This window comes from Noviherbaspirillum autotrophicum (assembly GCF_000818395.1).
In the GTDB taxonomy this organism is placed as follows: domain Bacteria; phylum Pseudomonadota; class Gammaproteobacteria; order Burkholderiales; family Burkholderiaceae_D; genus Noviherbaspirillum; species Noviherbaspirillum autotrophicum.
Genome location: NZ_JWJG01000028.1, coordinates 3,360,724 through 3,385,966 on the forward strand (window position 1 = coordinate 3,360,724; position 25,243 = coordinate 3,385,966).

General features: G+C 62.5%; 27 protein-coding genes. 11 read left to right on the plus strand and 16 right to left on the minus strand.

Going from position 1 to position 25,243, the window contains the following annotated elements:
• The first annotated feature begins 13 nt into the window (after nucleotides 1-13).
• Entirely contained in the window at nucleotides 14-847 is an 834-nt protein-coding gene (locus TSA66_RS16815) for an AraC family transcriptional regulator (RefSeq protein ID WP_040040767.1), read from the plus strand.
• On the opposite strand, the gene TSA66_RS16820 is transcribed toward TSA66_RS16815, so the two are convergent.
• A complete protein-coding gene (locus TSA66_RS16820; protein WP_040040768.1) occupies nucleotides 844-1,215 on the minus strand; it encodes a SirB2 family protein in 372 nt (123 codons plus the stop codon). The two genes, TSA66_RS16815 and TSA66_RS16820, sit on opposite strands and share 4 nt — an antisense overlap.
• A gap of 181 nt (nucleotides 1,216-1,396) precedes the next feature.
• Entirely contained in the window at nucleotides 1,397-1,822 is a 426-nt protein-coding gene (locus TSA66_RS16825) for a hypothetical protein (RefSeq protein WP_040040769.1), read from the minus strand.
• Between the two features lie 330 nt (nucleotides 1,823-2,152).
• On the opposite strand from TSA66_RS16825, the gene TSA66_RS16830 reads away from it, so the two are divergent.
• Nucleotides 2,153-2,368, plus strand: coding sequence for a hypothetical protein (locus tag TSA66_RS16830; RefSeq protein ID WP_040040770.1), 216 nt, complete (start codon nucleotides 2,153-2,155; stop codon nucleotides 2,366-2,368).
• Here TSA66_RS16830 and TSA66_RS16835 read toward each other — a convergent pair.
• The 5 genes from TSA66_RS16835 to TSA66_RS16855 all read right to left on the minus strand — a co-directional run bounded on the left by TSA66_RS16835 (nucleotide 2,365) and on the right by TSA66_RS16855 (nucleotide 4,662).
• A complete protein-coding gene (locus tag TSA66_RS16835; protein ID WP_040040771.1) occupies nucleotides 2,365-3,000 on the minus strand; it encodes an alpha-ketoglutarate-dependent dioxygenase AlkB family protein in 636 nt (211 codons plus the stop codon). The genes TSA66_RS16830 and TSA66_RS16835 overlap by 4 nt on opposite strands.
• A 1-nt stretch (nucleotide 3,001) precedes the next feature.
• A complete protein-coding gene (locus tag TSA66_RS16840; protein ID WP_040040772.1) occupies nucleotides 3,002-3,229 on the minus strand; it encodes a DUF1653 domain-containing protein in 228 nt (75 codons plus the stop codon).
• Between the two features lies 1 nt (nucleotide 3,230).
• Entirely contained in the window at nucleotides 3,231-3,656 is a 426-nt protein-coding gene (locus TSA66_RS16845; protein ID WP_040040773.1) for a PaaI family thioesterase, read from the minus strand.
• A gap of 61 nt (nucleotides 3,657-3,717) precedes the next feature.
• The gene (locus tag TSA66_RS16850; RefSeq protein WP_040040774.1) at nucleotides 3,718-4,182 is read right to left on the minus strand and encodes a cupin domain-containing protein; all 465 of its coding nucleotides are present in this window, start codon (nucleotides 4,180-4,182) and stop codon (nucleotides 3,718-3,720) included.
• 54 nt (nucleotides 4,183-4,236) lie between these two features.
• Nucleotides 4,237-4,662 (minus strand): MarR family winged helix-turn-helix transcriptional regulator, encoded by a 426-nt coding sequence (locus tag TSA66_RS16855; protein ID WP_052452384.1) that lies wholly within the window; start codon nucleotides 4,660-4,662, stop codon nucleotides 4,237-4,239.
• Between the two features lie 156 nt (nucleotides 4,663-4,818).
• On the opposite strand from TSA66_RS16855, the gene TSA66_RS16860 reads away from it, so the two are divergent.
• Nucleotides 4,819-5,889, plus strand: a complete 1,071-nt coding sequence (locus TSA66_RS16860) for an alpha/beta fold hydrolase (RefSeq protein WP_052452385.1) — start codon at nucleotides 4,819-4,821, stop codon at nucleotides 5,887-5,889.
• 44 nt (nucleotides 5,890-5,933) lie between these two features.
• Here TSA66_RS16860 and TSA66_RS16865 read toward each other — a convergent pair whose 3' ends face one another.
• Nucleotides 5,934-6,584, minus strand: a complete 651-nt coding sequence (locus TSA66_RS16865; RefSeq protein WP_040040775.1) for a general secretion pathway protein GspB — start codon at nucleotides 6,582-6,584, stop codon at nucleotides 5,934-5,936.
• Between the two features lie 4 nt (nucleotides 6,585-6,588).
• Complete coding sequence (locus tag TSA66_RS16870; RefSeq protein ID WP_040040776.1) at nucleotides 6,589-8,358, minus strand: ExeA family protein; 1,770 nt, start codon at nucleotides 8,356-8,358, stop codon at nucleotides 6,589-6,591.
• A gap of 154 nt (nucleotides 8,359-8,512) precedes the next feature.
• Between TSA66_RS16870 and TSA66_RS16875 the strand changes: the two genes are divergently transcribed.
• Nucleotides 8,513-9,046, plus strand: coding sequence for a DUF3617 domain-containing protein (locus TSA66_RS16875; protein ID WP_052452386.1), 534 nt, complete (start codon nucleotides 8,513-8,515; stop codon nucleotides 9,044-9,046).
• A 71-nt stretch (nucleotides 9,047-9,117) separates the two neighbouring features.
• Here the strand turns inward: TSA66_RS16875 and TSA66_RS25695 are convergent, their stop codons facing one another.
• Nucleotides 9,118-10,515, minus strand: a complete 1,398-nt coding sequence (locus TSA66_RS25695; protein ID WP_052452387.1) for a CHRD domain-containing protein — start codon at nucleotides 10,513-10,515, stop codon at nucleotides 9,118-9,120.
• Nucleotides 10,516-10,823: 308 nt separating this feature from the next.
• On the opposite strand from TSA66_RS25695, the gene TSA66_RS16885 reads away from it, so the two are divergent.
• From TSA66_RS16885 to TSA66_RS16895, 3 genes are all read left to right on the plus strand, one after another.
• Complete coding sequence (locus tag TSA66_RS16885) at nucleotides 10,824-11,981, plus strand: YbfB/YjiJ family MFS transporter (protein WP_052452388.1); 1,158 nt, start codon at nucleotides 10,824-10,826, stop codon at nucleotides 11,979-11,981.
• Nucleotides 11,982-12,098: 117 nt separating this feature from the next.
• Entirely contained in the window at nucleotides 12,099-12,461 is a 363-nt protein-coding gene (locus TSA66_RS16890) for a hypothetical protein (RefSeq protein ID WP_040040777.1), read from the plus strand.
• A gap of 577 nt (nucleotides 12,462-13,038) precedes the next feature.
• Nucleotides 13,039-14,289, plus strand: coding sequence for a malic enzyme-like NAD(P)-binding protein (locus TSA66_RS16895; RefSeq protein ID WP_408639487.1), 1,251 nt, complete (start codon nucleotides 13,039-13,041; stop codon nucleotides 14,287-14,289).
• 34 nt (nucleotides 14,290-14,323) lie between these two features.
• Here TSA66_RS16895 and TSA66_RS16900 read toward each other — a convergent pair whose 3' ends face one another.
• Both TSA66_RS16900 and TSA66_RS16905 read right to left on the minus strand, forming a co-directional pair.
• On the minus strand, nucleotides 14,324-16,285 hold the full coding sequence (locus tag TSA66_RS16900) for a hybrid sensor histidine kinase/response regulator (protein ID WP_269748393.1): 1,962 nt from the start codon (nucleotides 16,283-16,285) through the stop codon (nucleotides 14,324-14,326).
• A 150-nt stretch (nucleotides 16,286-16,435) separates the two neighbouring features.
• Nucleotides 16,436-17,605, minus strand: a complete 1,170-nt coding sequence (locus TSA66_RS16905; protein ID WP_040040778.1) for a GGDEF domain-containing protein — start codon at nucleotides 17,603-17,605, stop codon at nucleotides 16,436-16,438.
• Nucleotides 17,606-18,000: 395 nt separating this feature from the next.
• Between TSA66_RS16905 and TSA66_RS16915 the strand changes: the two genes are divergently transcribed.
• Nucleotides 18,001-19,680, plus strand: coding sequence for a N,N-dimethylformamidase beta subunit family domain-containing protein (locus tag TSA66_RS16915; protein WP_052452390.1), 1,680 nt, complete (start codon nucleotides 18,001-18,003; stop codon nucleotides 19,678-19,680).
• Between the two features lie 195 nt (nucleotides 19,681-19,875).
• The gene (locus TSA66_RS16920; protein WP_040040780.1) at nucleotides 19,876-20,415 is read left to right on the plus strand and encodes a hypothetical protein; all 540 of its coding nucleotides are present in this window, start codon (nucleotides 19,876-19,878) and stop codon (nucleotides 20,413-20,415) included.
• 21 nt (nucleotides 20,416-20,436) lie between these two features.
• Here the strand turns inward: TSA66_RS16920 and TSA66_RS16925 are convergent, their stop codons facing one another.
• From TSA66_RS16925 to TSA66_RS16940, 4 genes are all read right to left on the minus strand, one after another.
• Nucleotides 20,437-20,838: a DUF2721 domain-containing protein gene (locus TSA66_RS16925; protein WP_040040781.1), complete on the minus strand. Its 402-nt coding sequence runs from the start codon at nucleotides 20,836-20,838 to the stop codon at nucleotides 20,437-20,439.
• Nucleotides 20,839-20,880: 42 nt separating this feature from the next.
• Nucleotides 20,881-21,726: an S-formylglutathione hydrolase gene (gene fghA, locus TSA66_RS16930; protein WP_040040782.1), complete on the minus strand. Its 846-nt coding sequence runs from the start codon at nucleotides 21,724-21,726 to the stop codon at nucleotides 20,881-20,883.
• A 10-nt stretch (nucleotides 21,727-21,736) separates the two neighbouring features.
• Nucleotides 21,737-22,843, minus strand: a complete 1,107-nt coding sequence (locus TSA66_RS16935) for an S-(hydroxymethyl)glutathione dehydrogenase/class III alcohol dehydrogenase (protein WP_040040783.1) — start codon at nucleotides 22,841-22,843, stop codon at nucleotides 21,737-21,739.
• Nucleotides 22,844-22,946: 103 nt separating this feature from the next.
• The gene (locus tag TSA66_RS16940) at nucleotides 22,947-23,948 is read right to left on the minus strand and encodes a formylglycine-generating enzyme family protein (RefSeq protein WP_040040784.1); all 1,002 of its coding nucleotides are present in this window, start codon (nucleotides 23,946-23,948) and stop codon (nucleotides 22,947-22,949) included.
• A gap of 246 nt (nucleotides 23,949-24,194) precedes the next feature.
• Between TSA66_RS16940 and TSA66_RS16945 the strand changes: the two genes are divergently transcribed.
• Together TSA66_RS16945 and TSA66_RS16950 are read left to right on the plus strand one after the other, a co-directional pair.
• A complete protein-coding gene (locus TSA66_RS16945) occupies nucleotides 24,195-24,617 on the plus strand; it encodes a nuclear transport factor 2 family protein (RefSeq protein WP_040040785.1) in 423 nt (140 codons plus the stop codon).
• Nucleotides 24,618-24,704: 87 nt separating this feature from the next.
• Complete coding sequence (locus tag TSA66_RS16950; protein ID WP_040040786.1) at nucleotides 24,705-25,211, plus strand: hypothetical protein; 507 nt, start codon at nucleotides 24,705-24,707, stop codon at nucleotides 25,209-25,211.
• Nucleotides 25,212-25,243 lie beyond the last annotated feature (32 nt).

The following is a 25,243-nucleotide window of genomic DNA, read 5'->3' on the forward strand; positions in this document are numbered from 1 at the left end:
TAAATTTGCGCGTATGGACAAAATTTCATCCCTGATTGGCCGCCATACCTTCAACGCCCGGGTTTTTTTCAATGGCGATTTCTGCGACACCAATGAATTCGTCGAGGACGACAAGTCCGGGCATTTGCATCTCGTGCGCAAGGGCCCGGTAATCTTTTCGCACCGCGAGGCGCCCGCCATCCGCATCGACGAGCCGACGATGATCTATTACCCGCGTGGCACGGGCCACCGGCTGCAGGTGCCGGAGGGCGAGTCGGCGACGCTGCTGTGCGCGACGATTTCATTCCAGGATGGATCGCAGAACTTGCTGGCGCGGGTCTTGCCCGAATGCCTGCGGCTGCCGTTGGCGGAGCGGGCGATGCTCGGTGCGACGCTTGAATTGCTGTTTGCGGAGGCAAGCGCGGCGGCGGCGGGGCGTGACGTCATCCTCGATCGGTTATGCGACGTCCTGATGGTCCAGATGATCCGATATCAATTCGAAAGCGGTGCCATGCCCACCGGCTTGCTGGCCGGTCTGGCGGACAAGCAGTTATCCCTGGCGCTGGTGGCGATGCATGAACGTCCGCAGGAGCCGTGGGACCTGCATTCGCTGGCGGGAGTGGCGTGCATGTCGCGCACGCGGTTTGCCGAGCACTTTCGTGCCATCGTCGGCACCGCGCCGGGCGAATACCTGACGCAATGCCGTATCCGCTTGGCCCGGCATCTGCTGCGGCAGGGAACGCCGGTAAAGGCGGTAAGCGCGAAAACCGGGTATGCCAGCGCAGCCGCCTTCACGCGGGCATTTACAAAATATGCCGGAATGTCGCCGCGACAGTGGGGGCGCGCGCCCGACGGCGCAGCCGATTAGAGGACTTGCCTGGTCAGCGCGACCTTGACGATATAGGCGAACACCAGCAAGGCGGCGACGAAGGCCACGGTCCTTGTGCCCTTGGTCCTGCCGCGCTTCAAGGCCACCGTGCCGAGCAGGATGTAGGCGATCAGTGCGAGCACCTTCGCGGTCAGCCAGCCTTGCACGAACGGGTACTGGCCGCTCCACACCACCATGACCAGCGCGCTGACCAGCAGAACGGTATCGATCACATGCGGCGCAATCCTGACCCAGCGCTGCTTGAGCATGGCGGAGTCGCGCAGCATCCAGACGCCGCGTACCAGGAAAAAGCTGCCGCTTAGCGCGGCGCAGGTCATGTGGAGGTGCTTGATTGCGAGGTAGCCCATCGGAGAAGAAAGCGCAAGGTGGTCGGATGAGCGGCATTGTAGCAAGTTGCCGTTGGCGCCGTTGCCGCCGCCCCGGCAAGGCAAAACGGGTGGACGTCAACGCCCACCCGGCGCGTTTTCTGCAAAATAGCGCCGGTGTGTCCGGGCGTTTGGCTGGCTGACCGCAGCCTGATCCGGCACGTCAGTCGCGGTGTCCGTGCTTGCCGTGTTTTTCCCCGTGACCGTGTTCGGCGCGCCATGGCCGTCCATACGTCTGTTCGACGTAGGTATGCTCGACATACGGTCGGTCCGAATTGAGCATGACGGTCACGCCGCCGCCGGCGTAGCTGTAGCGTGAGTACTCCAGCGGCAGGTTCATGCCGAACTGCCAGTTCCCGCCGTTCATCCAGAACCACATCTGGGAATCGGGCGCGTAATACACCTGGTAAGCCGGGTAGTAGATGTAATTGTACTGGCGCACAACAGGGCGTACTTCGACGACTTCCGAATGCATCTCCTTGGCGCGGCGGCCATGTGCCGGTGCCCACGGCGGCGGATCGGCCAGCGCCGACATGTCCGCGCCCATTCCCACGACGAGCGCTGCCAGCAGCAGATAGCGGTGTTTCATGATGTTGTTCTCCTTCCTGGTCCGCCTGCATGTCGTGCAGGCGGCACTGATCGGGCAGCTTGCCCATGACGGTATCTTCGTCGATTGGCGGTACACCAAGGGTACCGGCTTGTAGAAGAATGTAACGCGAAGAAATGTACAGTTGCAATGAATTCATGCACTTATGTGCAGGGGAGTTACATCCGGTTGCAAACTCACGGACTTCCAGCCACGCGAGGTGAAGATATATTGCAAGCGAATGTCTGATATCGCGATTCGCAATTGGAATTATGGTTGTTGCCCGCCTACATTGGAATCGAACAAGGTACTGCACGAATGAAAGGAATAGCCATGTCGGTTCTGACAAGCACCCAACCCGTTTTCGGTGACCATTATTTCAGCAACGTTGGCAAGGCTGCGCTGGCATTGTTGTCGGCGCTGGTGTCAGTCAAGCCGCGCCGGCGCCGCGTCTCGGACGCGGATGAACTGACGTCTTTGTGCCGCCGCTACGAAGGTTTGACGCCGAATCTCGCCAACGAATTGCGCTTCATGGCGTCGCGCGGCTAAGCTGCGCGCGGCAGCACGATCTTGCGGAAGGTGAGGTTGATGCGCGGCCCGCACGGGCTGCGTTCCTTCTCGACGGCGTGCTGCCAGTGCTTCTGCGTGGCCCCAGCCATGATCAGCAGGCTGCCGTCGGTCAGCTCGAGCGCGATGCACTTCTGGTCCTTGCGGCGCTTGTGGCGGAACTTGAAGATGCGCGTTTCGCCCAAACTCAGCGACGCGATCACCGGCTGGTCGCCGAACTCCGCTTCGTTGTCGCTGTGCCAGCTCACGCTGTCGTGCTCATTGCGGTAAAGGTTGCACAGCACGCTGTTGAAACGATGCCCGCTCAAGGCTTCGATCTCCTCCTTAATACGGAATAGCGTAGCTGTCCACGCATGCGGCTCGAAGGTAGTGCCGGAATAGGTATAGCGCGCGCCCGCATCGCCATACCACGCCGACAGCCGCGGCTGCAGGTACTCCTTGTCCCACATGCGGATCGTTTCCTGGCGCCATGCGACTTCCTGCAGCAGCGCCTGCAGCAGGCGTTCGGTATGCGGCTTGCGGTAAAAGCCGTGCAGGAACGTCACGTCGGCGTCGATCATCGGGATCGGCTCCAGCACCGGCGTTTGCTCGAACAGGCCCAGCGATTCGGTCATTTCAGGATGCGATCAGTTTGAAGCGCGGCGTTTGCACGCCGCCGACATCGACCTGCTCGGCGAACATGGCCGCATTACGGTGGACCAGCTGCGCCCAGTCGGTTTCGTACAGCGGCCGGTAGACGACGCAGACTTCGCCGGTTTCGGTGTTCTTCGACAGGCCGAGCACGAAATACTTCTTGCCCTTGTAATGCTGATAGACGCCGGGAACGATGCAAGGTTCTGTCATGTCATCCCTGTTTCGGCCACAGGATCATCTGCGTGCAGCGGAAGGTCGCGATCAGCTTGCCGGTATCGCGATGTTTGACCAGCGCATCCCACACCTGGGTATTGCGACCGGTGTGCACTGCGCGTGCCTCGCATTCGACTACGCCTTCGCGCGCGGTTCCCAGGAAATTGCTCTTGAGCTCGATGGTGGTGAAGCTGGCGGCGCCGGCTGGCAGGTTGGCGATGCAGGCGTAGCCGCACGCGGTGTCAGCCAGCGTCACCACGCTGCCGGCATGCAGGTAGCCGTTGGGGGCCAGGTGCGACGGCTGCACCGTCAGTTCGGCGGCGAGGAATTCCTTGTCGACGGCGGTCACGACGATGCCGAGCAGCCCCGGCAGGAAGGGTTTGCCGCGCTGATTGAAGGAGTCGGCGGTGATGGTCGATTGCATTGTTCTGAACCTCGCTTGGTTGGTTATGCATGCCGCACAGGCCTGTGCGGCAATGGGGAAATCAGGCTGGCCAGCTTACCTTTTCCGGGCACACCATGCCATCATCGATGGCGGTCGCTTCCATGCTGCCGGCCATGGCCTGGATCACGATGTAGTACAAGTCTTCCTGCGAATGATTGCGCCAGGTGCGCACGCCGTCGGGAGCGACGCGGATAACGGTGCCCTCGTGCACGTCGATCACCTGATCGTCGACCTGGAACTGGCCGCGCCCCTGCAGGAAGATATACAGCTCTTCGTGCAACTTGTGCTGATGATAGAACGGCACGCCCTGGCCTGCAGGCAGCTTGTTGAGCGAGACTTCCATGCCGTTCATGCCGAGCGCTTCCTTCAGGAACAGCTTGCCCGGAAAGCCGCGCCCCTTGCCCAGCGGATGGAAGAACTGGTAGCGATGCAGGTCGGCCAATGCGCCGACCTGAGCGCCGGAAAAATTCCTGCCTTTTACTACGTCGAGTTGCGATTCGCTCATCGTCATTCTCCTTCAGTAATAAAGATGTATATGCATCTATTTGGGCAAAAAAATTTACGCGCCCACCTTTTGAACCAAATGAAACACCGTACGGGTCAAGCCATCGAGGTCCACGTCCTGCGCCAGTTTTGCAAATTCCTTTTGCGCATCCTTCCAGAGCGGCAGCGCCTGCTGCATCTTTTCCTGTCCCGCCGGCGTGATCGTCCAGTGCCGCTCGCGCCGGTCTTCACCCGGCGCAACTGCAATCCAGCCATTGTCCTGGATGATTTTCAGCGTGCGCGTCAGGGTGGTGCTGTCCATGACCAGCGCCTCGGCCATTTCCCCGGTTGTTAGTCCGGGATAGGCGCTCAACAGGCGCAGGATGCCGAACTGCGTGATTTTCACGCCGGATGGCTTGAGCGCGGCATCGTACATCTGGGTCACGATGCGCGCGGCCTGGCGAAACGAACCGGCATAGCAGGGCAGTCTGATCGGCTTCACGGGAAAAAGAGGGAAACGGGTGGAATGAATATATATGCATATACATCTATTGTCAAACCGGTCAAAGCGTTGCAGGGCCGACCGCCGGTGCACAAGCGGTGAACTTGGCCTATCACTAACAGTCCCACCGTGTACCACTATGTCGGGAGCATGAACATGAACGATTTTGCCGGGCGTCAGCTCAGCGCGTTCCGGGCGGCCGCTCGCCGCCCCGGGACCCAACGCAACATGACTTGGATTGCCGCCGGCGCGGCGCTGGCAGCGACAGCATTGCTGGTGCGGCAGCGCACGCAACAGGCCGAGCACGATCATCCGCCGGTCGGGCATTTCATGTATGTGGATGGCGTGCGCCTGCACTATGTCGAGCGCGGACAAGGTCAGCCGCTGGTGCTGTTGCATGGCGATGGCAGCATGATCCAGGATTTCGAGATCAGCGGCCTGATCGACCTTGCGGCCAGCAAATACCGCGTGATCGTGTTCGACCGGCCCGGCTACGGATACAGCCGCCGGCCGCGCGACCGCATATGGGGGCCGCAGGCGCAGGCGGCATTGCTGCATCACGCGCTGCAGCTGCTCGATGTCGAACAGCCGATCGTGCTGGGCCATTCCTGGGGCACGATGGTTGCGCTGTCGCTGGCGCTGGATTACCCGACCTATGTGAAAAGCCTGGTGCTGCTGTCGGGCTACTACTATCCGACGGTGCGCATCGACGTGCCGCTGCTGTCGCCGCCGGCCATTCCGGTGATCGGCGACTTGTTGCGTTACACGGTATCGCCATTAATCGGACGCATGATCTGGCCGCTGCTGAAATGGCGCATATTCACGCCGGCGCCGGTGACGGAACGCTTTTCGTCGGAATTCCCGATCTGGATGGTGCTGCGCCCCTTGCACTTGCGCGCGTCGGCCGCGGAGACCGCGATGCTGATCCCGTCGGCATTCATGCTGAGCAAGCGGTATCACGAACTAAACGTGCCGACCGTGATCATGGCCGGCGATGGCGATACCTATGTCAACACGCATGTGCATTCGGAGCACTTGCACCGCGACTTGCCGCAAAGCGAATACCGGACCGTGCCCGGTGCCGGGCACATGGTCCACCATCTGGCGCCGCAGCAGGTGATGGCGGCGATCGACCGTGCCGCGCAAGTCGCCAAGCTGCCGGCCGGGCAGGGTGTGCCGCAAGTGCCGTCAGGCCAGCCAGGTCAATTCGAATACTACGGGTCCTGATCCAGGCGTGCGCTACGCACCGCTACGACACGCCGCGCCGCGCTTCAATAGCGCATCCGGTACTGATAGCCCTGGTAGCGCATGATCATCCCATCCGGCTGCATTCGCTCCAGGACGAGGCCGGGCGCGGCTTCGTCGCCTTCGCCCAGCAGGCGGTCATTGATCAGGACGGAGCGCTCCGCCTTGTTGCTGGAATAAATGTAGCCACCAACTTTCAGCGGCGGAATCTGCCTTTGTATGGCGTCGGGCAAGTCGCGCAGCATGAGGACAGGCGCCGGCTCGGCCGCAGGCGGCGGTGGCGCTTTTTTCGCCGCAGCCGTTTTGGCGGACTTCGCTTTCGCAGGCGGCGCTTCCGTTGCTGCCTCAACCGGCTTTGCCGGTTCATCGTGCGCCGCTTCGGCGGCAGGCTGTTGCGCCATCTTGGGGGCGATGGGTGCCGACACCGGTCGCGCAAGCCGGGCGGGAGCTGCTGGCGCGGACGGCGGCGACCGCATCCAGGCAAGACCTGCCAATACCAAGGCGAGCGCGGCAGCCAGCACGACTGCGGGCACAGTCGCAACCATCCATGGCTTTGAAGAGTGGCGCAGCCCTGCCGCTGCAGGCGCCGCTGCGGATGGTGGTAAATGCGGATTGGATGCCGCGCCGGTACTGCGTTCGGCTTCCGCTTTTTTCAGCGCATCGAGGATATACGACATCGGATTATTCCTTCGGAGAGGCAACGCGGCTGGCCACCACCGCCGCAGCGTCGCGCAGGCGCGGCTCCGGCACGCCGGCGACGCGGTTCAGGTGCATCAGCGTGACCGGGCCGACCACGCCATCGATAAACAAGCCTTGCGCGGACTGGAAGTCGACCACCTGGGCCAGCATGCGCTGGTCGAACGGTTGATCGGCGACCGCCTTGCTGCCGCCATAAATCCTGGCGAGCTGGGTAGCGATCCAGTCCACGTGCGGACCGCGGTCGCCTTGCTTGGCCGCTTCCGAAAACGCCGCTGGCACGCGCCACAACAATGTGAATTCGCCGCGAAAATGCCGCGTCAGCGCCGTCAAGCTGACCTGTTGACTGGCGCCGCCGGCGCGCAGCGTCGCGCCGGATTCGTCCAGCCCGGTAAGCAGTGCGTAGTAGGCGTGATTTGCGGTGTCGCGCAGCCTGAGCACGGCCGGCCGGTCGAGCTGGCGCAGTTCGGCCAGACCGCTACTGCTGCTGTAACAGCGCAGGCTGGCCTTCAGCGCGGCATCGCACGGATCGTCGTTCCTGCCGGGAGGCGCAACGCCCCACAGGCCGATCAACTGGCGTAGCGCTTCCTTTTCGCTGCGCAGTGCGCGACTGGCCGCCGCCGGCTCCGGCAGAATCGCGTCCGCCGCAGGCGCCGGTGCTTCGGCTTTCGGCGTTACGGCAGACGGCGCGGGCGGCGCCGCTTGCGCTGCAGCGGCGGACGCAACCGGGGCCGCCTTCGCTGTCGCACTGGCGGCGCCGCGCTGCGGCGCGTCCTGGCTGGCGCCAAACATTCCTTCAAACACCCTCCGGCCGAGCATCCTGCCCGGCTCGCCTTTGCCCAGTGTCCAGGCCGCCGCGCCCGCCATCATCATGCCGGCCAATCCCGCCATTGCCGCATGGCGCAGGCGCGCGCTTTTTCTGCTGGCGGTGGCGGGCGCACCGAACAGTTCAAGCGCGGCGGTGGCAACGATCTGGCGGTCCACTTCGTGCTTGCCGCCGGCATAGGCGCCGAGCAGCGCGCGATCGCACAGCAGGTTGATCCGCCGCGGCACGCCTTGCGTCAATCGATGGATGTGCTTCATCAGCGGCTGCTGGAACGGCGACGCCGCCGCCAGTCCGGAGGTCGACAGGCGGTGCTGGATATAGCTGGCCGTTTCCTGTTCCGACAGCGCCGGCAGGTGGTAGCGCGCGATCACGCGCTGCGCCAGTTGTTCCAGGTCGGGGCGGGCCAGCACCTCGCGCAGTTCAGGCTGGCCGATCAGGATGATCTGCAGCAGCTTGCGTTCGCTGGTTTCGAGGTTGGTCAGCAGGCGCAACTGCTCCAGCACGTCGACCGACAGGTTTTGCGCCTCGTCGATGATCAGCACGTTGTTCCTGCCCTGCGCGTGGGCGGTAAGCAGGTAGCGGTTGAGCGCGTCGATGTAATCCTTTACGCCGCTGCGGCCCGCGCCCTCGTGCGATACCGCGATATGGAATTCCTCGCAAATCGATTGCAGCAGTTCGGCGACGGTGAGCTTCGGGTTGAAGATATAGGCGACGTTGCAGTCCGCCGGTACCTGTTCCAGGAAGCAACGGCACACCGTGGTCTTGCCGGTGCCGATTTCGCCGGTAAGCACCACCACGCCGCCGCCGCTGTTGGCGCCATAGACGAGATGCGCCAGCGCCTCGTGATGATGCCGGCTCATGAACAGAAAGCGCGGATCGGGCGAGATCGAGAAGGGATTGCGCGCCAGCCGGAAGAAATGGATATACATGGAGTTGCATGGTCGGTTGCCAGAGCCGGCATCAGTGTAGCAGTCTGCGCGCGGTCAAACATTGACCAGTCTGGAAACGGATGGACGCGGAAGCGCTTTTGCTAGAATGGACCGGCTTGACGCCATCCCCGCATCCACCTATCAAGGAGTCCCCATGCGCATCGTTGCACGTTCTATCCTGCTGCTGTCGCTGTTGTCCTCATCCGCCGCCGTGCTTGCGGCCGGCCAAACGAAGGCGGGCTTGTGGGAAATGACGATGAAATCCGACGCGATGAAGAACATGCCGAAGATTGCGCCGGAGCAGATGGAACAGATGCGCAAGATGGGCATCAACGTGCCGCAGATGCAGGATGGCGGCCTGGTCACCAAGGTCTGCATTTCGCAGGAGATGGCCGAGCGCGACGAACCGCCGCCGATGGAAGACAAGGCCAGCGGCTGCCAGACGAGGAATTTTCAGCGCAACGGCAGCAGCTATTCGATGGACATTGTCTGCGACGGCCCGCAGATGAAAGGCACGGGCAGGGCCCGGGGCACTTTCTCGGGCAACACCAGCTTCACCTCAACCTACGACTTCAAGGGAGCGATGCACGGCCAGCCCGTCAGCCAGCATCATGAAACCAGCGGCAAGTGGCTCAGTGCCGATTGCGGCAGCATCAAGCCGATCGGCGACCTGATGCCGAAGAAGTAATCGGCCACAGGCAGAATAGTCCGCAACCTTATCCCGCCCGCGTGGCGTCGCGCGCCGCCACGCGCAGCGTGTCAGAAACCTGTGCCTGACAGTCCGGTGCCGATCGTACTGGTGCCGGTCATACTCGGTCCGATCGTTGTTCCCGTCGTCCCCGTTGTTCCAAAGGCGCCAGTGCCGGTGAGTCCTGTTCCTGTACCGGTGAGGCCAGTACCAGTCAGACCGGGGCTGGTGAGTCCTGTCCCGGTGAGTCCCGTGCCTGTGAGCCCAGTGCCTGTGAGCCCAGTGCCGGTGAGTCCTGTCCCGGTGAGTCCTGTCCCGGTGAGTCCGGTACCAGTGAGTCCGGTGCCAGTCAGTCCAGTGTCAGTAAGTCCTGTGCCGGTGAGTCCGGTACCAGTGAGCCCAGTACCGGTGATACCAGTACCGGTGATACCAGTGCCAGTCAATCCGGTGCCAATGAATCCAGTGCCCGTCGTTACTGGCGTGCCGGCCCCGGAACTGCCTATGCCGGTCAGGGCGGACACGCTCTGCTGAACCGGCAGGATCTGGCCTCGGATTTCTCCTTCTGGGAAAGATGTGCTACGCACGTTCAGGTACAGTCCGCCGCTGGTCAGCACGCGGTACTGGTCGTCCGACAGCGTCGCATTTGCAATCCATACGCCGCTGCCCGCAGGCGTTTCCACCAGCGGGACGATGATCGGCCCCGCTGTGCCGGGTGCGCCGGACTGGATATGCGCGGCGGTGCCGACGATGCCGCTGGTGGTGACGGCAACGAGCAGCGACCGCCGGGCAGGATCGGTTAGCACTGCGCCGGACCCTTGCCCGGTGCTGGGGTTCGGCGGTATTTCCTGCGTGCCGCGCAGCGCGGCAATGAAGGCGGTGGGGCCGGTGGCCGCCGCGTTCAGGCCGCTGCCGGTCGCGTTGGTGCCGAATGTGCCGGAGGTGCTATTTGCCGCGACGGCTTGCTGCGACAGGATTTGCCCGCGTATCTCTCCATTCGGAAAGCCGGCGCTTCGCACATTGAAGTAGAAATTGCCGCCCTGAAGCGCAGTGAGCTGGGCGTCGGTCAGCGTGAATTTGCTGCTCCAGATAGCGCTTCCCGGCGCTGTTTCTGCCAGCGTGAAGACAATCGGTCCAGCCGCGCCCGGCGCGCCTTCCTGGATCTGGGCCGCCGTTGCAACGATGCCGCTGGTCGTGATGGTGGCGGTTGCCACGCGCGTGCCAGGATTGACCACGATGGTGCCTGCGCCTTGCGCAGCGCTCGCCGTGGCCGGCGTTTCTTCGGCGCCAGTCAGCGTCGCGGCAAAGGTGTTGACGAGTTCTTGTGCGCCGGCAAGCGTCGTCGTCGACGACCCGGGCGTCGGCGTGGTCAATCCCGCGTCGCCACCGCCGCCGCCGCAGGAAGCCAGCGCGAGCAGCGCGCAAGCAGCCAGACAGATGCGCGCGTGGTATTTGGCATTGGCGAAAATCATGGCAAGTCCTCCTGCAGTAACTCAATGGAAAGCAGCTTCCGGAGGTGGCAAGCCAAGGGGCGGCAGGCGTGGCTACATGACAGCGCGCCGCAGGGGATGAACAGAGGGATTGCGAACCTCCTTCTTCGAGGGATGCAGTGTCCGTGCCAGGATGACGCCGACCGCGTCCTGTCCCGTCGCGTGGTGCGGCGCCCATCTGCGTGCCTGTCGGCAGGCGGCAGGTAATTACTACTGGATACTTGGAAAAAATACCGATGGCCGGCCAGCCGCGTGCATCGCGTTTTCCAAGCGCACGCTAGAATGGGGCGATGCGCGACGAATCCACGCTCCAGCGAACCCTGCCTTCTCCTTGGCCGCAAGCCGTCGCCGGACTGCTTGCGCTTGCCATCGCCATGGGAATCGGCCGTTTCGCCTTCACCCCGGTGCTGCCGATGATGTTGCAGGAAGGTAGCCTGACGATTTCCGGGGGCGGCCTGCTCGCGTCGGCCAATTACCTGGGTTACCTGATCGGTGCGCTCAGCGCGCTGGCGGTGCGCATCCGGGCCGACCGGGCCATCCGCGGCGGTTTGCTCGCAATCGGACTGACGACGCTGGCGATGAGCTTGCCGTTGGGATTTGGCGCATGGCTGCTGCTGCGCCTGCTAGCGGGGATCGCCAGCGCCTGGGTCTTGATTTCCGTCTCGGCCTGGTGCTTCGATGCGCTTGCCGGCTATCGGCGTCCTTTTCTCAACAGCATGGTGTTTGCCGGCGTCGGCACCGGCATCGCCATGGCTGGCTTGTTGTGCATCGTCCTGATCAGTAACGATGCACGCCCGTCCCAGGCGTGGGGACTGCTCGGCGCGCTGGCCATGGCAGTCACGGCGCTTGTCTGGAAAATATTTACGCCCCCGGCCGAACTGCCTGCGGCTATCCCCTCTGCGCCGGGCAGCCATGCCCGCTGGAGCGCGCAATCCGTGCGCCTGATTTGCTGTTATGGCGTGTTCGGGTTCGGCTACATCATTCCGGCGACCTTCTTGCCTGTGATGGCGAAAAGGGCCTTGCAGGATTCCACCCTGTTCGGCTGGTCGTGGCCGGTGTTCGGGCTGGCGGCCGCACTGTCGACGCTCGCCGTCGCGCCATTGCTCAGGCGGCTCGGCAACCGGCGCCTGTGGCGGGCCTGCCAGTACGTGATGGCGGCCGGCGTGGCGCTGCCGGCGCTATGGCCGCATGCTGTCGCAGTGTTTGCCGCAGCAATGTGTGTCGGCGGCACCTTCATGGTGATTACGCTGGTTGCGATGCAGGAAGCAAAGCAGGTCGCCGGGGCGCGCGCCACCAAATTGATGGCGGCCATGACTTCCGCGTTTGCTGCGGGGCAGATTGCCGGGCCGCTTACCGTCGGCAGCGGCAGCTTCTCGATCGCCTTGCTGTTCGCCGCCGCCATGCTCGCGTTGAGCGCATTCCTGTTGCGGGTCGATGGCGCGCGGTGATACCCGAGTGTGCAGATTGGCTATAGTTTGAGCCGCGGCATATTTGTGGCATATTGCAAGACCTGCAAACAAAAAAAGAGAGTCGCAGACTCCGCGAGAAGAGGTAAAGGGAAGGACATGTTATTTTTGAAAAGCACTGCGGCCCCGGTCGCGCCCGGCGTGTATGCGATTGATGTTGCTGCCAAGCCGCCGGGAAAGACCTACATGATCTACGTGGCCGTCGACGCCGACAATCGGCCCGAGACATTCATCCAGGCCGTCGAGGGCATGGGCTTCAAGGAAGTCCATTCTTTGCCCTACACCCATCACAACGGCAAGAAAATCGTCGACCTGCATTTCCAGAAAGCCGGCACCGATATTTTCGAGGGCTGGACCAATATCGAGCGCGAAAAGAACCTGATGGACATCACCGAAGCCATGGCGCGCTTCGACATCAAGGTTCATCCGCGCGTCATGTCGCTGGCAGAAGCATTCGGCTAGGCGGTGCGGCATTTGTGCGACATACGGTCGGATACGATTGGATACGCACGTCATGCCTTTTCCTACAGATTGCCGTATAAAAAACGGCGATCGACCGCTATCGGCAAACATGGTTTTGGCTTTTGAACGATATCCCTACGGATTCGGCTAGAAGCTCGTTGCCTGAAATTTAATAAAAATACCGGCGGCCGGTGGAGTGTGATAGGCTATTAACTCTTGCGGCAAGCGCATGGATCGCATGCAGTCAGCCGCCGGTTACGCTGTTAGCTTCCTCTCCCATATCGACGGGAGAGTCCGGAGATGTCGCCAGCAAGTCCAGCGACAAGTCCCTGCCAAAGAACGACAAAGGCTTACCCGCCTTTGCACGCACTGCAAATACGGCGAAAGCGTTCGCACCATACCCAAAATAGTGTTGTACCCCGGAGTGATGCCTGTTACCGTCCAATAAGGCGGGAAAGGCTATTGCACCTGGCAACGAGCCGGTGCCGCCCACGAGTCCGTTTGAAATCCGGCAGCGCGTCTTGCACCTTCGCTGCGGTTTCCCTATTGGCTCGCGCGCGCGCCGACGGATTTTCAATTGATTAGAACTGACAACATGAATACGCTGGAACAAAATGCCCTGAACTACCATGCCGCCGGCAAGCCCGGCAAACTCGCGATCCAGGTCACGAAGGCCGTCGCCACGCAGGACGACCTGTCGCTGGCCTATTCGCCGGGCGTGGCCGTGCCCTGCATCGAAATCAATAAGAATCCGGGCAAGGCCTACGAGTACACGGCCAAGGGCAACCTGGTGGGCGTGATCACCAACGGCACGGCCGTGCTGGGTCTGGGCGACATCGGTGCGCTGGCCGGCAAGCCGGTCATGGAGGGCAAGGCGGTGCTGTTCAAGAAGTTCGCCGGCATCGACTCCTTCGATATCGAAATCGACGAAACCGATCCGGAAAAGCTGGTCGAGATTATCGCCGCGCTGCATCCGACCTTCGGCGGCATCAACCTCGAAGACATCAAGGCGCCGGAATGCTTCTACGTCGAGCGCCGCCTGCGCGAGCGCCTGGCCATTCCCGTGTTCCATGACGACCAGCATGGCACCGCCATCGTGGTCGGCGCCGGCTTTCTGAACGCGGTCCATCTCACCGGGCGCGACGTGTCGATGGTGAAGGTAGTCTGTTCGGGCGCGGGCGCGGCCGCCATGGCCTGCCTCGATATGCTGCTGGATCTGGGCGTCAGGCGCGAGAACGTGTACGTCTGCGACAGCCGCGGCGTGCTGACCACGCAGCGCGAACTGAGCGGCGAAAAGAAGGCCTGGGCGCAGGATACCGATGCCAAGACCATGTCCGACGTGATCGGCATGGCCGACGTGTTCCTCGGCGTGTCCGGCCCCGGATTGCTTAAGCAGGAAGACGTCAAGAAGATGGCGGCCCGGCCCATCGTGTTTGCCCTGGCCAATCCGGAACCGGAGCTGCGCCCGGAACTGGTGCGCGAGGTGGCGCCGGAAGCGATCATCGCCACCGGCCGCTCCGACTACCCGAACCAGATCAACAACGCGCTGTGCTTTCCCTACCTGTTCCGCGCCGCGCTCGACTCGGCCGCCACCACCATCAATCAGGCGATGAAGCGGGCCTGCGTCCTCGCGCTGGCGGAAATGGCGCGCAGCGATGCGCAGTTCGGCAAGGAATACATCGTGCCGACGCTGTTGGACAAGCGCCTGCTGACGGGCGTGACGCCGCGCATCGCGACAGCCGCCTTCGACAGCGGCGTGGCGCGCAAGCAGCTGCATCCGGCAGAATACGGCGCACAGCTGGAAGCGCTGGCGGCCACGCTGCTGTAATCGCTTCCCGCCGTGCGGGAGAAGCGCAAGGGCGTCAGTGCACGCTCTTGCGCATCGCGTCCCGCATCTTTTCCATCAGTTCTCCCCAGCGGTAGGGCTTGCTGACGAACAGGAATTCGTCCAGCGCGCCGTGCTCTTCCGCCAGCGCCGGAATCGGATAGCCGGAGGCCAGGATCACCTTGATCTGCGGGCACAGCTTGCGGGTGAAGCGTGCCAGGTCCACGCCGCTCATCCCCTTGGGCATGACTACGTCGGTAAACAGCACGTCGATATCGCGCGTGTGCTTGAGCACGTCGATCGCCTCCAGGCCGTTGGTGGCGGTAATGACGTCGTAGCCCATGCTGTGGAAAATCTCCACCGACACTTCCAGCACGTCGGACTCGTCTTCCACCACCAGCACCTTGCCCGCGCTCGGGACCGGCGTCACGGCCGGCGATGCGGCGGAAGAGGATTGCAGCAGGGAAGCGGCGTCAGCAGCCGGCAGATACAGTTCGACCGTGGTTCCCTTGCCGACTTCGCTGTGGATCACGACGTCGCCGCCAGACTGCGTGACAAAGCCGTATACCTGGCTCAGGCCCAGCCCGGTTCCCTTGCCGATTTCCTTGGTGGTGAAGAACGGCTCCATGGCGCGCCGCAGCACTTCGGCCGGCATGCCGGTGCCGTGGTCGAGGATGCTCACCTTGACGTAGGTGCCGGGCTGCAGGCTGACGAACCTGCTGCTTTCATCGACACTGACGCACTCGGTGGAAATCGACAGCAGGCCGCCATCCGGCATCGCGTCGCGCGCATTGATCACCAGGTTCAGCAGCGCGCCCTCGAACAGGCGCGCGTCGACATGCGCCATGGCCGGTTCCGGGGCAAGATGCAGCGCAAACACGATCAGTTCATGGCAGGCGCGGCGCAGGATCGGCTCAAAGCCTGCGATCAGCATGTTCAGGTCGTGCGCTCCGGGCCGCAACGGCTGGCGGCGGGCGAATGCGAGCAATTGCCGGGTCAGTTCGGCGCCGCGTCCGGCGGCGCGTTGCGCATTGCTCAGACAGCGGATGGCGACTGGGTCGTTGAGCTTGATGGCCAGCAGGTCGAGGCTGTTGACGATCACGGTCAGCAGGTTGTTGAAATCGTGGGCGACACCGCCGGTGAGCTGGCCGATCGCTTCCATTTTCTGCGCCTGGGCCAGGCTGGCGCGCGTCTGTTCCAGCGCCTCGGCAGCCTGCCGGCGCTCGGTGATGTCGCGCGTGATCTTGGCAAACCCGAGCAGTTCGCCGTCTTCGGCGTGGATCGCGTCGATCACCACGTGCGCCCAGAAGTGCGTACCGTCCTTGCGCACGCGCCAGCCTTCGTTCTCGAACCGGCCTTCCGTGGTGGCGACGTGCAGCGCATGGGCAGGCAGGCCGCGCTGCCGGTCTTCGTCGATGTAAAAGCGCGAGAAGTGGCTGCCCAGGACTTCGTCGGCGCGGTAGCCCTTGATGCGTTCGGCCCCGGTGTTCCAGTTGCTGATGATCCCCTCCGGGTTCAGCATGTACAACGCGTAGTCGGTTACCCCCTGCACCAGCAGGCGGAAACGCTGCTCGCTTTCGCGCAGCGCTTCCTGCATGGCGCGCCGCTCGGTGATGTCGCGCGTGACTTTGGCAAAGCCGAGCAGCTGCCCGGACTTGTCGCGGATCGGGTCGATCATCACGCTGACCCAGATGCGCGCGCCATCCTTGCGTACGCGCCAGCCTTCCCTTTCATATTTGCCTTCGTCTAATGCGCACTGCAGCGCGCGCGCCGGCTCTCCGGCGGCTTGTTCCTCGGGCGTATAAAAGCGGGAAAAGTGCTGGCCGATGATTTCATCGGCGGTATAGCCCTTGACGCGCTCGGCCCCGCGGTTCCAGCTGCTGATGTAGCCGTCGGGATTGAGCATGTAAATGGCGTAGTCGTGCACGCTATCGACGAGCAGCTGAAAGCTCAACTCATGGGATATCGGGCGCAACGGGGGCTTGTTCTGGTTTTGCAATGAAACTCTCCGGTATCCCGACCATGCAGTCGGACATGGTCGATAGCGTAGCCGGATTTCACTCTCGATGTTTTATCGTGCTCAAGACAGTGTTGATTTGGCTGCAATAAGTGATGTTGAAAGAAGGGAACATCAGTGCGGCAGGCCGCTTCACGGCACTGCCGGTGCGTCGCAGCTCACTACCCGGTCGCGTCCGCCTTGCTTGGCGCGATACATGCGCTGGTCTGCCAGGTCGACCAGCGACTTCCAGTCGGCTGCCTGGTCGACACTGCGTTCGGCGATGCCGATGCTGGCGGTGAGCGGCATCTTGTCGGGCCGCGTACCGAAGCCGGCCGCGCGCAGCCGTGCGACGGCGGCTTCGGCCTGCGAACGGTCGGTGTTGGTCATTACCAGCAGGAATTCCTCGCCGCCCCAGCGCACCAGGGTATCGCCGCGCCGCAGGTTCTTGCCGACGAAGGCGGTGACATCGGCCAGCACCTTGTCGCCCGCTTCATGGCCGAAGCTGTCGTTGATGTCCTTGAAGTGGTCGATGTCGAGGAACGCAATCGCCAGCGGCAGATTGTTGCGCTTGGCGATGGTGAATTGCAAATCGATTAACTCTTCCCCGCTGCGGCGGGAAAACGTCCCGGTCAGCGGATCGCGGATGGCCTGCCGCACCAGCGCGATCATGAAAGCCAACTGGCTCATGCCGGCCAGGGCCGACACCGCAGTGATAAGCATCAGCAGCCAGAAGGCGCCGGCAAACGACGGCCAGTCGAGCGCCGCCCAGTTGATGTAACCGGCGAGCAGCTGCGCGAGCAGGATCGGGCTGGCGACCACCGCGCTTTCCAGCAGGGTCAGCGGAAAAATCGACAGCCCCGCCAGCAGCACGAACGGCAGGAAGGCGTAGCCGGCGCCGATGGCTGCCGACAGGCCAGTGAGGTGGTAGCTGCCGAGCAGGGAGCGCGAGGCGACATAGAACACGCTCGGGATCGCAAACAGGATCGCCATGGCGCGGTAGGCATCGAACAGGTTGCCGCTGGGGCGGTAGTAGACCAGCAGGCTGGCGAAGGCGGCGCAAGCGGCGAAGCGCATCAGCGCCAGGTTGATCCACAGCGGGAACGGAAACACGACGAAATCGACGATGCTCCACATCGGCGTGAGCAGCGCGAACAGAAACGCGAACAGCCGCACCCGGTTGACGATCAGCGTGGCACGCCGACGCGCCAGCAGCATCTGGTGCCGTAGCGGCGTGGCCAGCCAGCCCAGCTCCGCCTGTTTCAATTCTCCCGGCATGATGCCAGTGAGCCGGTGCCAGAGCTGGTCTGCGAGTGGGTTCATGTCGGTTGCCGTGATCGAGATGCGGCTGATTATAAAGGCGATTCAAATTTGAAAACGGGAAGTTGTAGATTAATGGCAACAATATCGAGCACTCTACGGCGCCGCAACTCTGCCGGTATGACGACCGGGGCGGTGCTCGCCCAAAGATGAGGGGCCTGGCCAGGCGGCGCGACCTGATCCCGGTGGCGGGCAGGAAGAAAGGAGGGGGCGCATTCTTCCCCACCGATCCTGTATTCACCGGCTTGATGCAGGGGATGGCGCGTTTGCGATGGCTGCCGAATCCCGTTGTGCAAGCTCAAGGCGGCAGCGCGACCCGGTCGATACATTAAGGACAGGTCTTCGTTCCGCGCATGGACGAAGGGAGGACCATCAATCAACAATAAGATCAGGTGCCTATGTCGCGCAGCGCATGCAGCAGATTCTTTTCCTTGATCCTGTTCCTGATTCTGGCGGCCTGCGGCGGAGGCGGCACCTCCAACCCCAGTGCGAGCTCCGGTTCGCACACCGTGCCCGCCGATTCCGGCCCGCCCGCGCAACCCGGTTCGCCAACCATTCCCAAGGATCCGGAAGGGCCGGCTTCTCCGGGCTCCGGCACGCCCCCACCCCCGCCTTCCGATCCGAACAACGGCGGAACGGAAACGCCAGGCGGCAACACGCCCCCGCCGGCCGGCGATACGCACAGCGTCATCCAGCGCGAAAATGCCAAGACGGCGAACGACGGCGTCACCGACCAGTGGGAGATCGCCGGCCGCAACTACGCCAGCAATCATGAGATCGAGGGATATGCTTCGGCCACCAGCGTCAATCGCGGCGAATCGATTAGGCTGTACGTCAACACGGTCGACCCGGAGTATACGATCTCGATCTACCGTATCGGCTGGTACGGCGGCAAGGGAGCGCGCCTTGTCGCAGGCCCCATCCGGCGCACCGGCGTGCGCCAGCCGGAACCGAGCTTCGACGCCGAAAACAAGCTGGTCGAGTGCGACTGGACCGATCCCTACGTGCTCCATGTGCCCGCCAATGCGGACGACCCGACCGACTGGGCCAGCGGCTTTTACCTGGCAAAACTGACGGCATCGGGCGGCAAGCAAAGCTACATCATCTTTGTCGTGCGCGACGACGCCAGCCATTCCGCACTGCTGTTCCAGTCGAGCGTCACCACCTATGCCGCCTACAACAACTGGGGCGGCTACAGCCTGTACGGCGTGGACGGCATCGACGGCAAGCAAGCCTACAAGCTGTCCTTCAACCGCCCCTACCGCAATCCGCAGCGGCCCTACGCGGGCAAGGGGGCCGGCGAATTCCTGACCTGGGAAATCAACATGGCGCGCTTCCTGGAGCGCGCCGGATACGACGTTTCGTACTCGACCAACATCGACACCCACCGCGCACCCGCCGACCTGCTCAGGCATCGCGCCTTCCTGTCGGTCGGCCATGACGAGTACTGGACCAGGAGCATGCGCGACGCGATGGAGGCGGCGCGCGACCACGGCGTGAATCTCGGCTTTTTCGGCGCCAATACCGGCTACTGGCAGGTGCGCCTGGAAAACGGCAGCAACGGCCAGCCTTACCGCACCATGGTCGCGTACAAGTACGACACCTTCGCCAAAGACCCGATGTACAAGACCGATCCGGCGCAGTCGACCTACCTGTGGCGCGAGGCGCCGATCAACCGCCCGGAAGCGTCGCTGGTGGGCGTCATGTACGAGTACAACTCGCTCGACGGCGACATGGTGATGGCCGACTGCCCGCAATGGATCTGCGCCGGAACCGCGTTGCGGCCCGGCTCCGTGCTCAAGGGCATGCTCGGCTATGAAGTCGACAGCATCGCGCCATCCTCCCCGCCTGGCATTGTGCTGCTGGCCTCGTCGCCGTATTCGGGATGCTCGGCCGGTGACTGCCGGGCACACACCACCTACTACACCGCGCCCAGCGGGGCGGGCGTGTTCGGCAGCGGCTCGATGAACTGGAACTGGGGACTGGATGCGTACAACGACGGCGCGCACGGCAATCGCGAGACGGCCGAGGTGAAAACGATCACGCACAACATACTCCAGCACTTCATCAAGCCCTGACACGTTTCATCGCACGCCTGTCGCAATCGGCGCCAGATGCTGGAAGGCATGCAGTCATGAGAAGCGGAACATTGCCTGCGAAGATGGAGATGGCGCGCAAAACTTTGCGCTGCCGCCGGCGTCAGACAGCACATTGTGCTCGATGAGCATGAAGCCGGCGGGGTGTCGGCTTTCTCTGCGTCAGGTGAGGTGGGCATGCCGTTGACGATGATGGATGTGATCGATTCCGCCGTAAAAATCGGGTTGGGCGCCGCGATTTCCGCGTTCGCGTCCTACAAGACCAACAAATCGAACCATCTCAATGAAAAAGACAAGGAAGTGCGCGCGCACAAGATCAAGACCATCGAGATGGTGGCTGAAAAATGCGAGCACTTCATCAACTGCTATCTGAACTTCCGCAACAGGCTGGCCGGAATCCTGAGAAAAAGAAGCACCGACGATGAATTCCTGCTGCCCCAGCCCCTGATTGAAAGCCTGCAGGAGATCGACAAGGATTTGTTTTCTGCGTTGGAAAGCGTGAATACGGCGCGCGCTCGCTTGAGCTTGATGCGTGCCACGCAGGCACAGGCGGAACTGTCGCGGATGATCAGCTTGCTGTCGCGCATACGCAATCCGATCATGCAGGAACACCGGGCTCCCAGCCAATCCGCATTCGACAAGTTCACGCAGGAGATGTCGGATGCGATCAATCATTTCCATGAAGAGCTGGCCAAGCTCTACGAGGGGATCACCTGAGGGTGGCAAAGGCGCATCGCCTCAACGGAATTTCTTCCAGTTCCTCTCGATCTCGCCCAGCTCGATCTCGATCGCCCGGGTGCTGATCATGATTTCGTACAGCGAGAACAGCAGGGATACGACCAGGAATAGCAGGCTGAGGCCGAACACGTATTGCGCGAGCGGGATCACCTCGATGAAAACCAGGAACATCGACAGCGCGCACAGCAGAAAGCTCGATACGCCCATCGCCTGCATGCGGCGGATCAGCGTGACCCGCGTGCGCAGGTTGGCGATCTGGCCGATCACGGCATCGGTCAGGTTTTCCTGATTCTGGCTGTGCAGGTGCCGGATCAGTTGCGTGAGGACGATGAAGCGGTTGGTATAGGCCAGCAGCAGCAGTGAAATGGCCGGGAACAGCAGGGCGGGTGTGGTCAGGGTCATGGAAGGGCAACGGAAAAACGGAAATCGCGCTGCCGCCGCATTTTACCCGCCTAGTATCTTCCTGTGAAACGCCAGATGGTCTTCGATGAAACTGGCGATGAAATAGTAGCTGTGGTCGTAGCCCTCGTGCAGGCGCAGCGTGAGCGGCTGGTTGGCTTGCAGGCAGGCTTGTTCGAATGCCAGCGGCAGCAGCTGGTCTTTCAGGAATTCGTCGCCCAGTCCCTGGTCGATCAGAATCCCTTCGGGGAAAGGCGTGTTGCGCTTTTTCATCAGCTCGCTCGCGTCATGCTCCTGCCATGCCTGCATGCGGTCGCCGAGGTAGTTCGAAAACGCCTTGTGCCCCCACGGGCAGCGCATCGGCGACGAGATCGGCGCGAACGCCGACACCGAGCGAAAGCGGTCCGGGTGGCGCAGCGCCAGCAGCAGCGCGCCGTGCCCGCCCATCGAATGGCCGAAGATGCCGACCTTCTGCTCGTCGGCATTGAATTCCCGCAGGATCAGGTCGCGCAGCTCGATAGCGACATACGATTCCATCTTGAAATGCGCACTCCATGGCGGCTCGGTTGCATCCAGATAGAAGCCGGCGCCGTGGCCGAGCTGCCAGTCGCCGTCGGCACCGGCGACGCCGGTGTTGCGCGGACTGGTGTCAGGCGCCACCAGCATGATGCCGTATTGCGTAGCGAGCCGCTGCGCGCCGGCCTTGATCATGAACGTCTCTTCGTTGCAGGTGAGTCCGGCCAGGTAGAACAGCACCGGCACCATCTGGCTTTTTTCGCCCGGCGGATGGAATACCGAAAACTGCATCGGCAGCCCGATCTTTTCCGAATCGTGCCGGTAGAACGCCTGCACGCCGCCGAATGCGCGATGTTCGCGTAGAACCTCCAGCATCACTCTCCCTTCAGTAGAGAACAACGGAGCGGATCGATTCGCCGCGCTTCATCAGGTCGAAGCCGTCATTGATCTGATCGAGCGACAGGCGGTGCGTGATCAGCGAGTCGATATCGAGCTTGCCTTGCATATACCAGTCGACGATCTTCGGCACATCGGTGCGCCCGCGCGCGCCGCCGAACGCGCTGCCCTTCCACATGCGGCCGGTGACCAGCTGGAACGGCCGGGTGCGGATTTCCTCGCCGGCGCCGGCTACGCCGATGATGACCGACACGCCCCATCCCTTGTGGCAGCACTCCAGCGCCTGGCGCATGGTGATGGTGTTGCCGATGCATTCGAAGCTGTAATCGACACCGCCGTCGGTCAGCTGGACGATGGCATCGACCACGTTGCCGTCCTGCTGCGGGTTAATGAAATGCGTCACGCCGAAGCGGCGTGCGATATCCTCGCGCGCCGGATTGAGGTCGATGCCGATGATCTTGTCGGCGCCGACCATGCGCGCGGCCTGTGCCACGTTCAGCCCGATGCCGCCCAGTCCGAAGATCGCCACGTTGGCCCCGGCTTCGACCTTAGCCGTAAACAGCACGGCGCCGACGCCGGTGGTCACGCCGCAACCGATGTAGCACACCTTGTCGAAGGGCGCGTCGGGGCGGATCTTCGCCAGCGCGATTTCCGGCACCACGATGTGGTTGGAAAAGGTCGACGTGCCCATGTAATGGAACAAGGGCTTGCCGTCCAGGGAAAAGCGGCTGGTACCGTCCGGCATCACACCGCGACCCTGGGTGGCGCGAATTGCCTGGCACAAGTTGGTTTTGCGCGAAAGACAGAACTTGCACTGACGGCATTCCGGTGTGTACAGCGGTATGACATGGTCCCCGGGCCGTAACGAGCTCACCTGCGGCCCGGTTTCGAGCACGATGCCGGCGCCTTCATGTCCCAGTATCGACGGAAAGATTCCTTCCGGATCGGTGCCGGACAGCGTGTAGTAATCAGTATGGCAAATGCCGGTGGCCTTGACCTCGACCAGCACCTCGCCCGCGCGCGGTCCCTCCAGCTCCACGTCGGCCACTTCCAGCGGCGCGCCGGCTTTCCATGCGATGGCGGCTTTTGTTTTCATCAGGCACCTCGTAATCGGATGCCTGATTGGATGGCATTTGCACCGATAGATTCCGATGCGCGGATAGACGGCGATTAAGGTCGATGCATGCCGGCTATGGTTGCTACTCCGCTTCGCGCAACAGCCGCATGCCGACCAGCGTGTAGCGCGTATCGGGATTGTTCCAGTTGCGATACGACGCGCGCGCATACAGTGCCCAGGTATGCCACGAACCGCCGCGCCGCACGCGCACGCTGCCATCGGCCGGGCCTTGCGGATCGTCGAGCGGCGAACCGGCGTAATAGTGTTCGTCGTACCAGTCCGCCACCCATTCCCATGCATTGCCGTGCATGTCATACAGGCCGAAGGCATTCGGCGCGAAGCTGCCGACCGGCGCGGTGAAGGCAAAGCCGTCGTGTCCGGCCAGGGCAAACTGTGTCCACTGCGGCCATTTCTTTTGCGTATCGGCATCGAAGGTGTTGGCGACTTTCAGGAGCGACTGCGGAGCGTCGCCGCTGCAATAGCGTGTACGGCTGCCGGCGCGGGCCGCGTATTCCCATTCCGCTTCGGTCGGCAGGCGGTAGCGCACGCCTTCCCGCTTGCTCAGCCACTCCGCCATGGCCACGGCATCATTCCAGGTGATGTTGACGACCGGATGGTTGTCGTCTTGAGGAAATCCCGGATTGCGCCAGGAATACTTCGGATGGCGGCCGTCGAAGGCATCGCCGCGCGGCGAGGAGCGCGGATCGTAATCCGGGTTGTAGCCATAGCCGCCAGTGCCGTCGGCCACCGACTGCGGCACATAGCCTGACAGTGCCAGGAATTTCTTGAACTGGCCGACCGTTACCTCGTATTGGCCGAGATAAAACGGATGCGTGATGCGCACCCGGTGCACCGGCGCTTCATCGGACAGCTCGACGAAGCGCCGGCGCTCGTACTGCGGATAATCCTTTGCCAGCGCCTCGGGTGTTTCATCGCTTCCCATCAGGAATTCGCCGGCTGGCACCAGTACCAGCCGCATGCCCAGCACGTTATTCCGGTGCGCAGGCAATGCCGCCGGTTCGCCGGCACCGGCGGACGCGGCGATCAGGAGGGCGAGAACGAAGCTGGAAAGGCATTTTTGCATGATGGATCGCAACCGGAAAAAGGGGGAGGCCGACTGGCCGGGAAAGCATACTTTAACGTAAGTGTTGCACTGGAAAACAGGAGATTGGAAAGGTCTGTCTTCAGCCGCTACATAGCGGGTAATGCACCGCTGCATGATAGCGCGCTCCACCTCCGTATTTGAGATTGCGCAAGCGTTGCCATGCCTGGTGTCCTATGTTGAACCGATCGGGAGGCCCACGCGGCGGCACAACGACAGGAGGCGATCATGAACGAGCAGGAGAACGTGCAACTGGTCAGGCAAGGCTATGACGCCTTCAAGAAGGGCGACATTCCGGGACTGCTTCAGCTGTTCGCCGACGACATCGCGTGGACGCTGGACAAGATCGAACAAGTGCCGTTTTCCGGCCAGCGCCGCGGCAAAGACCAGGTAACGGAATTCTTCAAGCTGCTGGATGAAAACATGCATCCGCTGCAATTCGACCCGCAACAATTTATCGCGCAGGATGACAAGGTGGTGGCCTTGGGGCACGCCGTATGGAGCGTCAAGTCGACCGACCGGCGTTTTGAAAGCGACTGGGCGCATGTGTTTTCCGTTCAGAGCGGAAAAATCACCAGCTTCCGGGAATACACCGATACCGCCGCGAGCGCCGCCGCCTTCCGCGAGCCGGGGCCGGATGTGGCAATTTGATTGATATGCGGATTGCATGTCGGATGGCGCTGCCTATACTGAAAGCCGGCGATGCAACGCCGGTTTCTGCAGCGAGAGGAGCCCGTCATGAGACACCGACTTTATTACCTGCTTCCCGATATTGAATGCGCGCGTCGCACGCTGGATGATTTGTTGCTGAGCAGGATAGAGCAGCGATATGTCCATTTCCTCAGCCTGGGCGCGCCGCTTCCGTCCGACCTGCCCGAAGCCAACATCCTTCATCGAACCGATGTGGTGCATGGGGCCGGCAACGGCATGCTGATCGGTGCCGCGCTGGGCCTGGCCCTCGGGGCCTTGCTGGCTATGAATGTCGACCTCGCGTCGCCGTCGGCGGTGGTGGTGGGCACGACGCTGCTGGGCCTGATCTTTGGCGGATGGGCTGCCAGCATGGTCGCGGCCGCCTTGCCCAACACGCGCCTGAAAGCCTTCTACCCCGAAATTGAAAAAGGCAAGGTGCTGATGATCGCGGACATCCCGGCGAGTCGCATCAAGGAAATTGAAAAAGTGCTGGAGGAGCGCCATCCCGAAATGCGCTTCAGCGGCGAAGACCCGCGCATTCCGGCATTTCCGTAACGCTGTCCGGCGCCAAGGGCCGGGGTCGCCGC

Excerpts from the sequence above, each read along its gene's own strand:
- TSA66_RS16885 (WP_052452388.1), top strand. The coding sequence starts at position 10,824 with ATGCGCGACGAATCCACGCTCCAGCGAACCCTGCCTTCTCCTTGGCCG.
- TSA66_RS16920 (WP_040040780.1), top strand. The coding sequence starts at position 19,876 with ATGCCGTTGACGATGATGGATGTGATCGATTCCGCCGTAAAAATCGGG.
- TSA66_RS16935 (WP_040040783.1), bottom strand. The coding sequence starts at position 22,843 with ATGAAAACAAAAGCCGCCATCGCATGGAAAGCCGGCGCGCCGCTGGAA.
- TSA66_RS16905 (WP_040040778.1), bottom strand. The coding sequence starts at position 17,605 with ATGAACCCACTCGCAGACCAGCTCTGGCACCGGCTCACTGGCATCATG.
- TSA66_RS16845 (WP_040040773.1), bottom strand. The coding sequence starts at position 3,656 with ATGCAATCGACCATCACCGCCGACTCCTTCAATCAGCGCGGCAAACCC.
- TSA66_RS16820 (WP_040040768.1), bottom strand. The coding sequence starts at position 1,215 with ATGGGCTACCTCGCAATCAAGCACCTCCACATGACCTGCGCCGCGCTA.
- TSA66_RS16815 (WP_040040767.1), top strand. The coding sequence starts at position 14 with ATGGACAAAATTTCATCCCTGATTGGCCGCCATACCTTCAACGCCCGG.
- TSA66_RS16950 (WP_040040786.1), top strand. The coding sequence starts at position 24,705 with ATGAGACACCGACTTTATTACCTGCTTCCCGATATTGAATGCGCGCGT.
- TSA66_RS16850 (WP_040040774.1), bottom strand. The coding sequence starts at position 4,182 with ATGAGCGAATCGCAACTCGACGTAGTAAAAGGCAGGAATTTTTCCGGC.
- TSA66_RS25695 (WP_052452387.1), bottom strand. The coding sequence starts at position 10,515 with ATGATTTTCGCCAATGCCAAATACCACGCGCGCATCTGTCTGGCTGCT.
- fghA (WP_040040782.1), bottom strand. The coding sequence starts at position 21,726 with ATGCTGGAGGTTCTACGCGAACATCGCGCATTCGGCGGCGTGCAGGCG.
- TSA66_RS16940 (WP_040040784.1), bottom strand. The coding sequence starts at position 23,948 with ATGCAAAAATGCCTTTCCAGCTTCGTTCTCGCCCTCCTGATCGCCGCG.
- TSA66_RS16830 (WP_040040770.1), top strand. The coding sequence starts at position 2,153 with ATGTCGGTTCTGACAAGCACCCAACCCGTTTTCGGTGACCATTATTTC.
- TSA66_RS16870 (WP_040040776.1), bottom strand. The coding sequence starts at position 8,358 with ATGTATATCCATTTCTTCCGGCTGGCGCGCAATCCCTTCTCGATCTCG.
- TSA66_RS16875 (WP_052452386.1), top strand. The coding sequence starts at position 8,513 with ATGCGCATCGTTGCACGTTCTATCCTGCTGCTGTCGCTGTTGTCCTCA.
- TSA66_RS16890 (WP_040040777.1), top strand. The coding sequence starts at position 12,099 with ATGTTATTTTTGAAAAGCACTGCGGCCCCGGTCGCGCCCGGCGTGTAT.
- TSA66_RS16945 (WP_040040785.1), top strand. The coding sequence starts at position 24,195 with ATGAACGAGCAGGAGAACGTGCAACTGGTCAGGCAAGGCTATGACGCC.
- TSA66_RS16835 (WP_040040771.1), bottom strand. The coding sequence starts at position 3,000 with ATGACCGAATCGCTGGGCCTGTTCGAGCAAACGCCGGTGCTGGAGCCG.
- TSA66_RS16860 (WP_052452385.1), top strand. The coding sequence starts at position 4,819 with ATGAACGATTTTGCCGGGCGTCAGCTCAGCGCGTTCCGGGCGGCCGCT.
- TSA66_RS16840 (WP_040040772.1), bottom strand. The coding sequence starts at position 3,229 with ATGACAGAACCTTGCATCGTTCCCGGCGTCTATCAGCATTACAAGGGC.
- TSA66_RS16925 (WP_040040781.1), bottom strand. The coding sequence starts at position 20,838 with ATGACCCTGACCACACCCGCCCTGCTGTTCCCGGCCATTTCACTGCTG.
- TSA66_RS16825 (WP_040040769.1), bottom strand. The coding sequence starts at position 1,822 with ATGAAACACCGCTATCTGCTGCTGGCAGCGCTCGTCGTGGGAATGGGC.
- TSA66_RS16915 (WP_052452390.1), top strand. The coding sequence starts at position 18,001 with ATGTCGCGCAGCGCATGCAGCAGATTCTTTTCCTTGATCCTGTTCCTG.
- TSA66_RS16865 (WP_040040775.1), bottom strand. The coding sequence starts at position 6,584 with ATGTCGTATATCCTCGATGCGCTGAAAAAAGCGGAAGCCGAACGCAGT.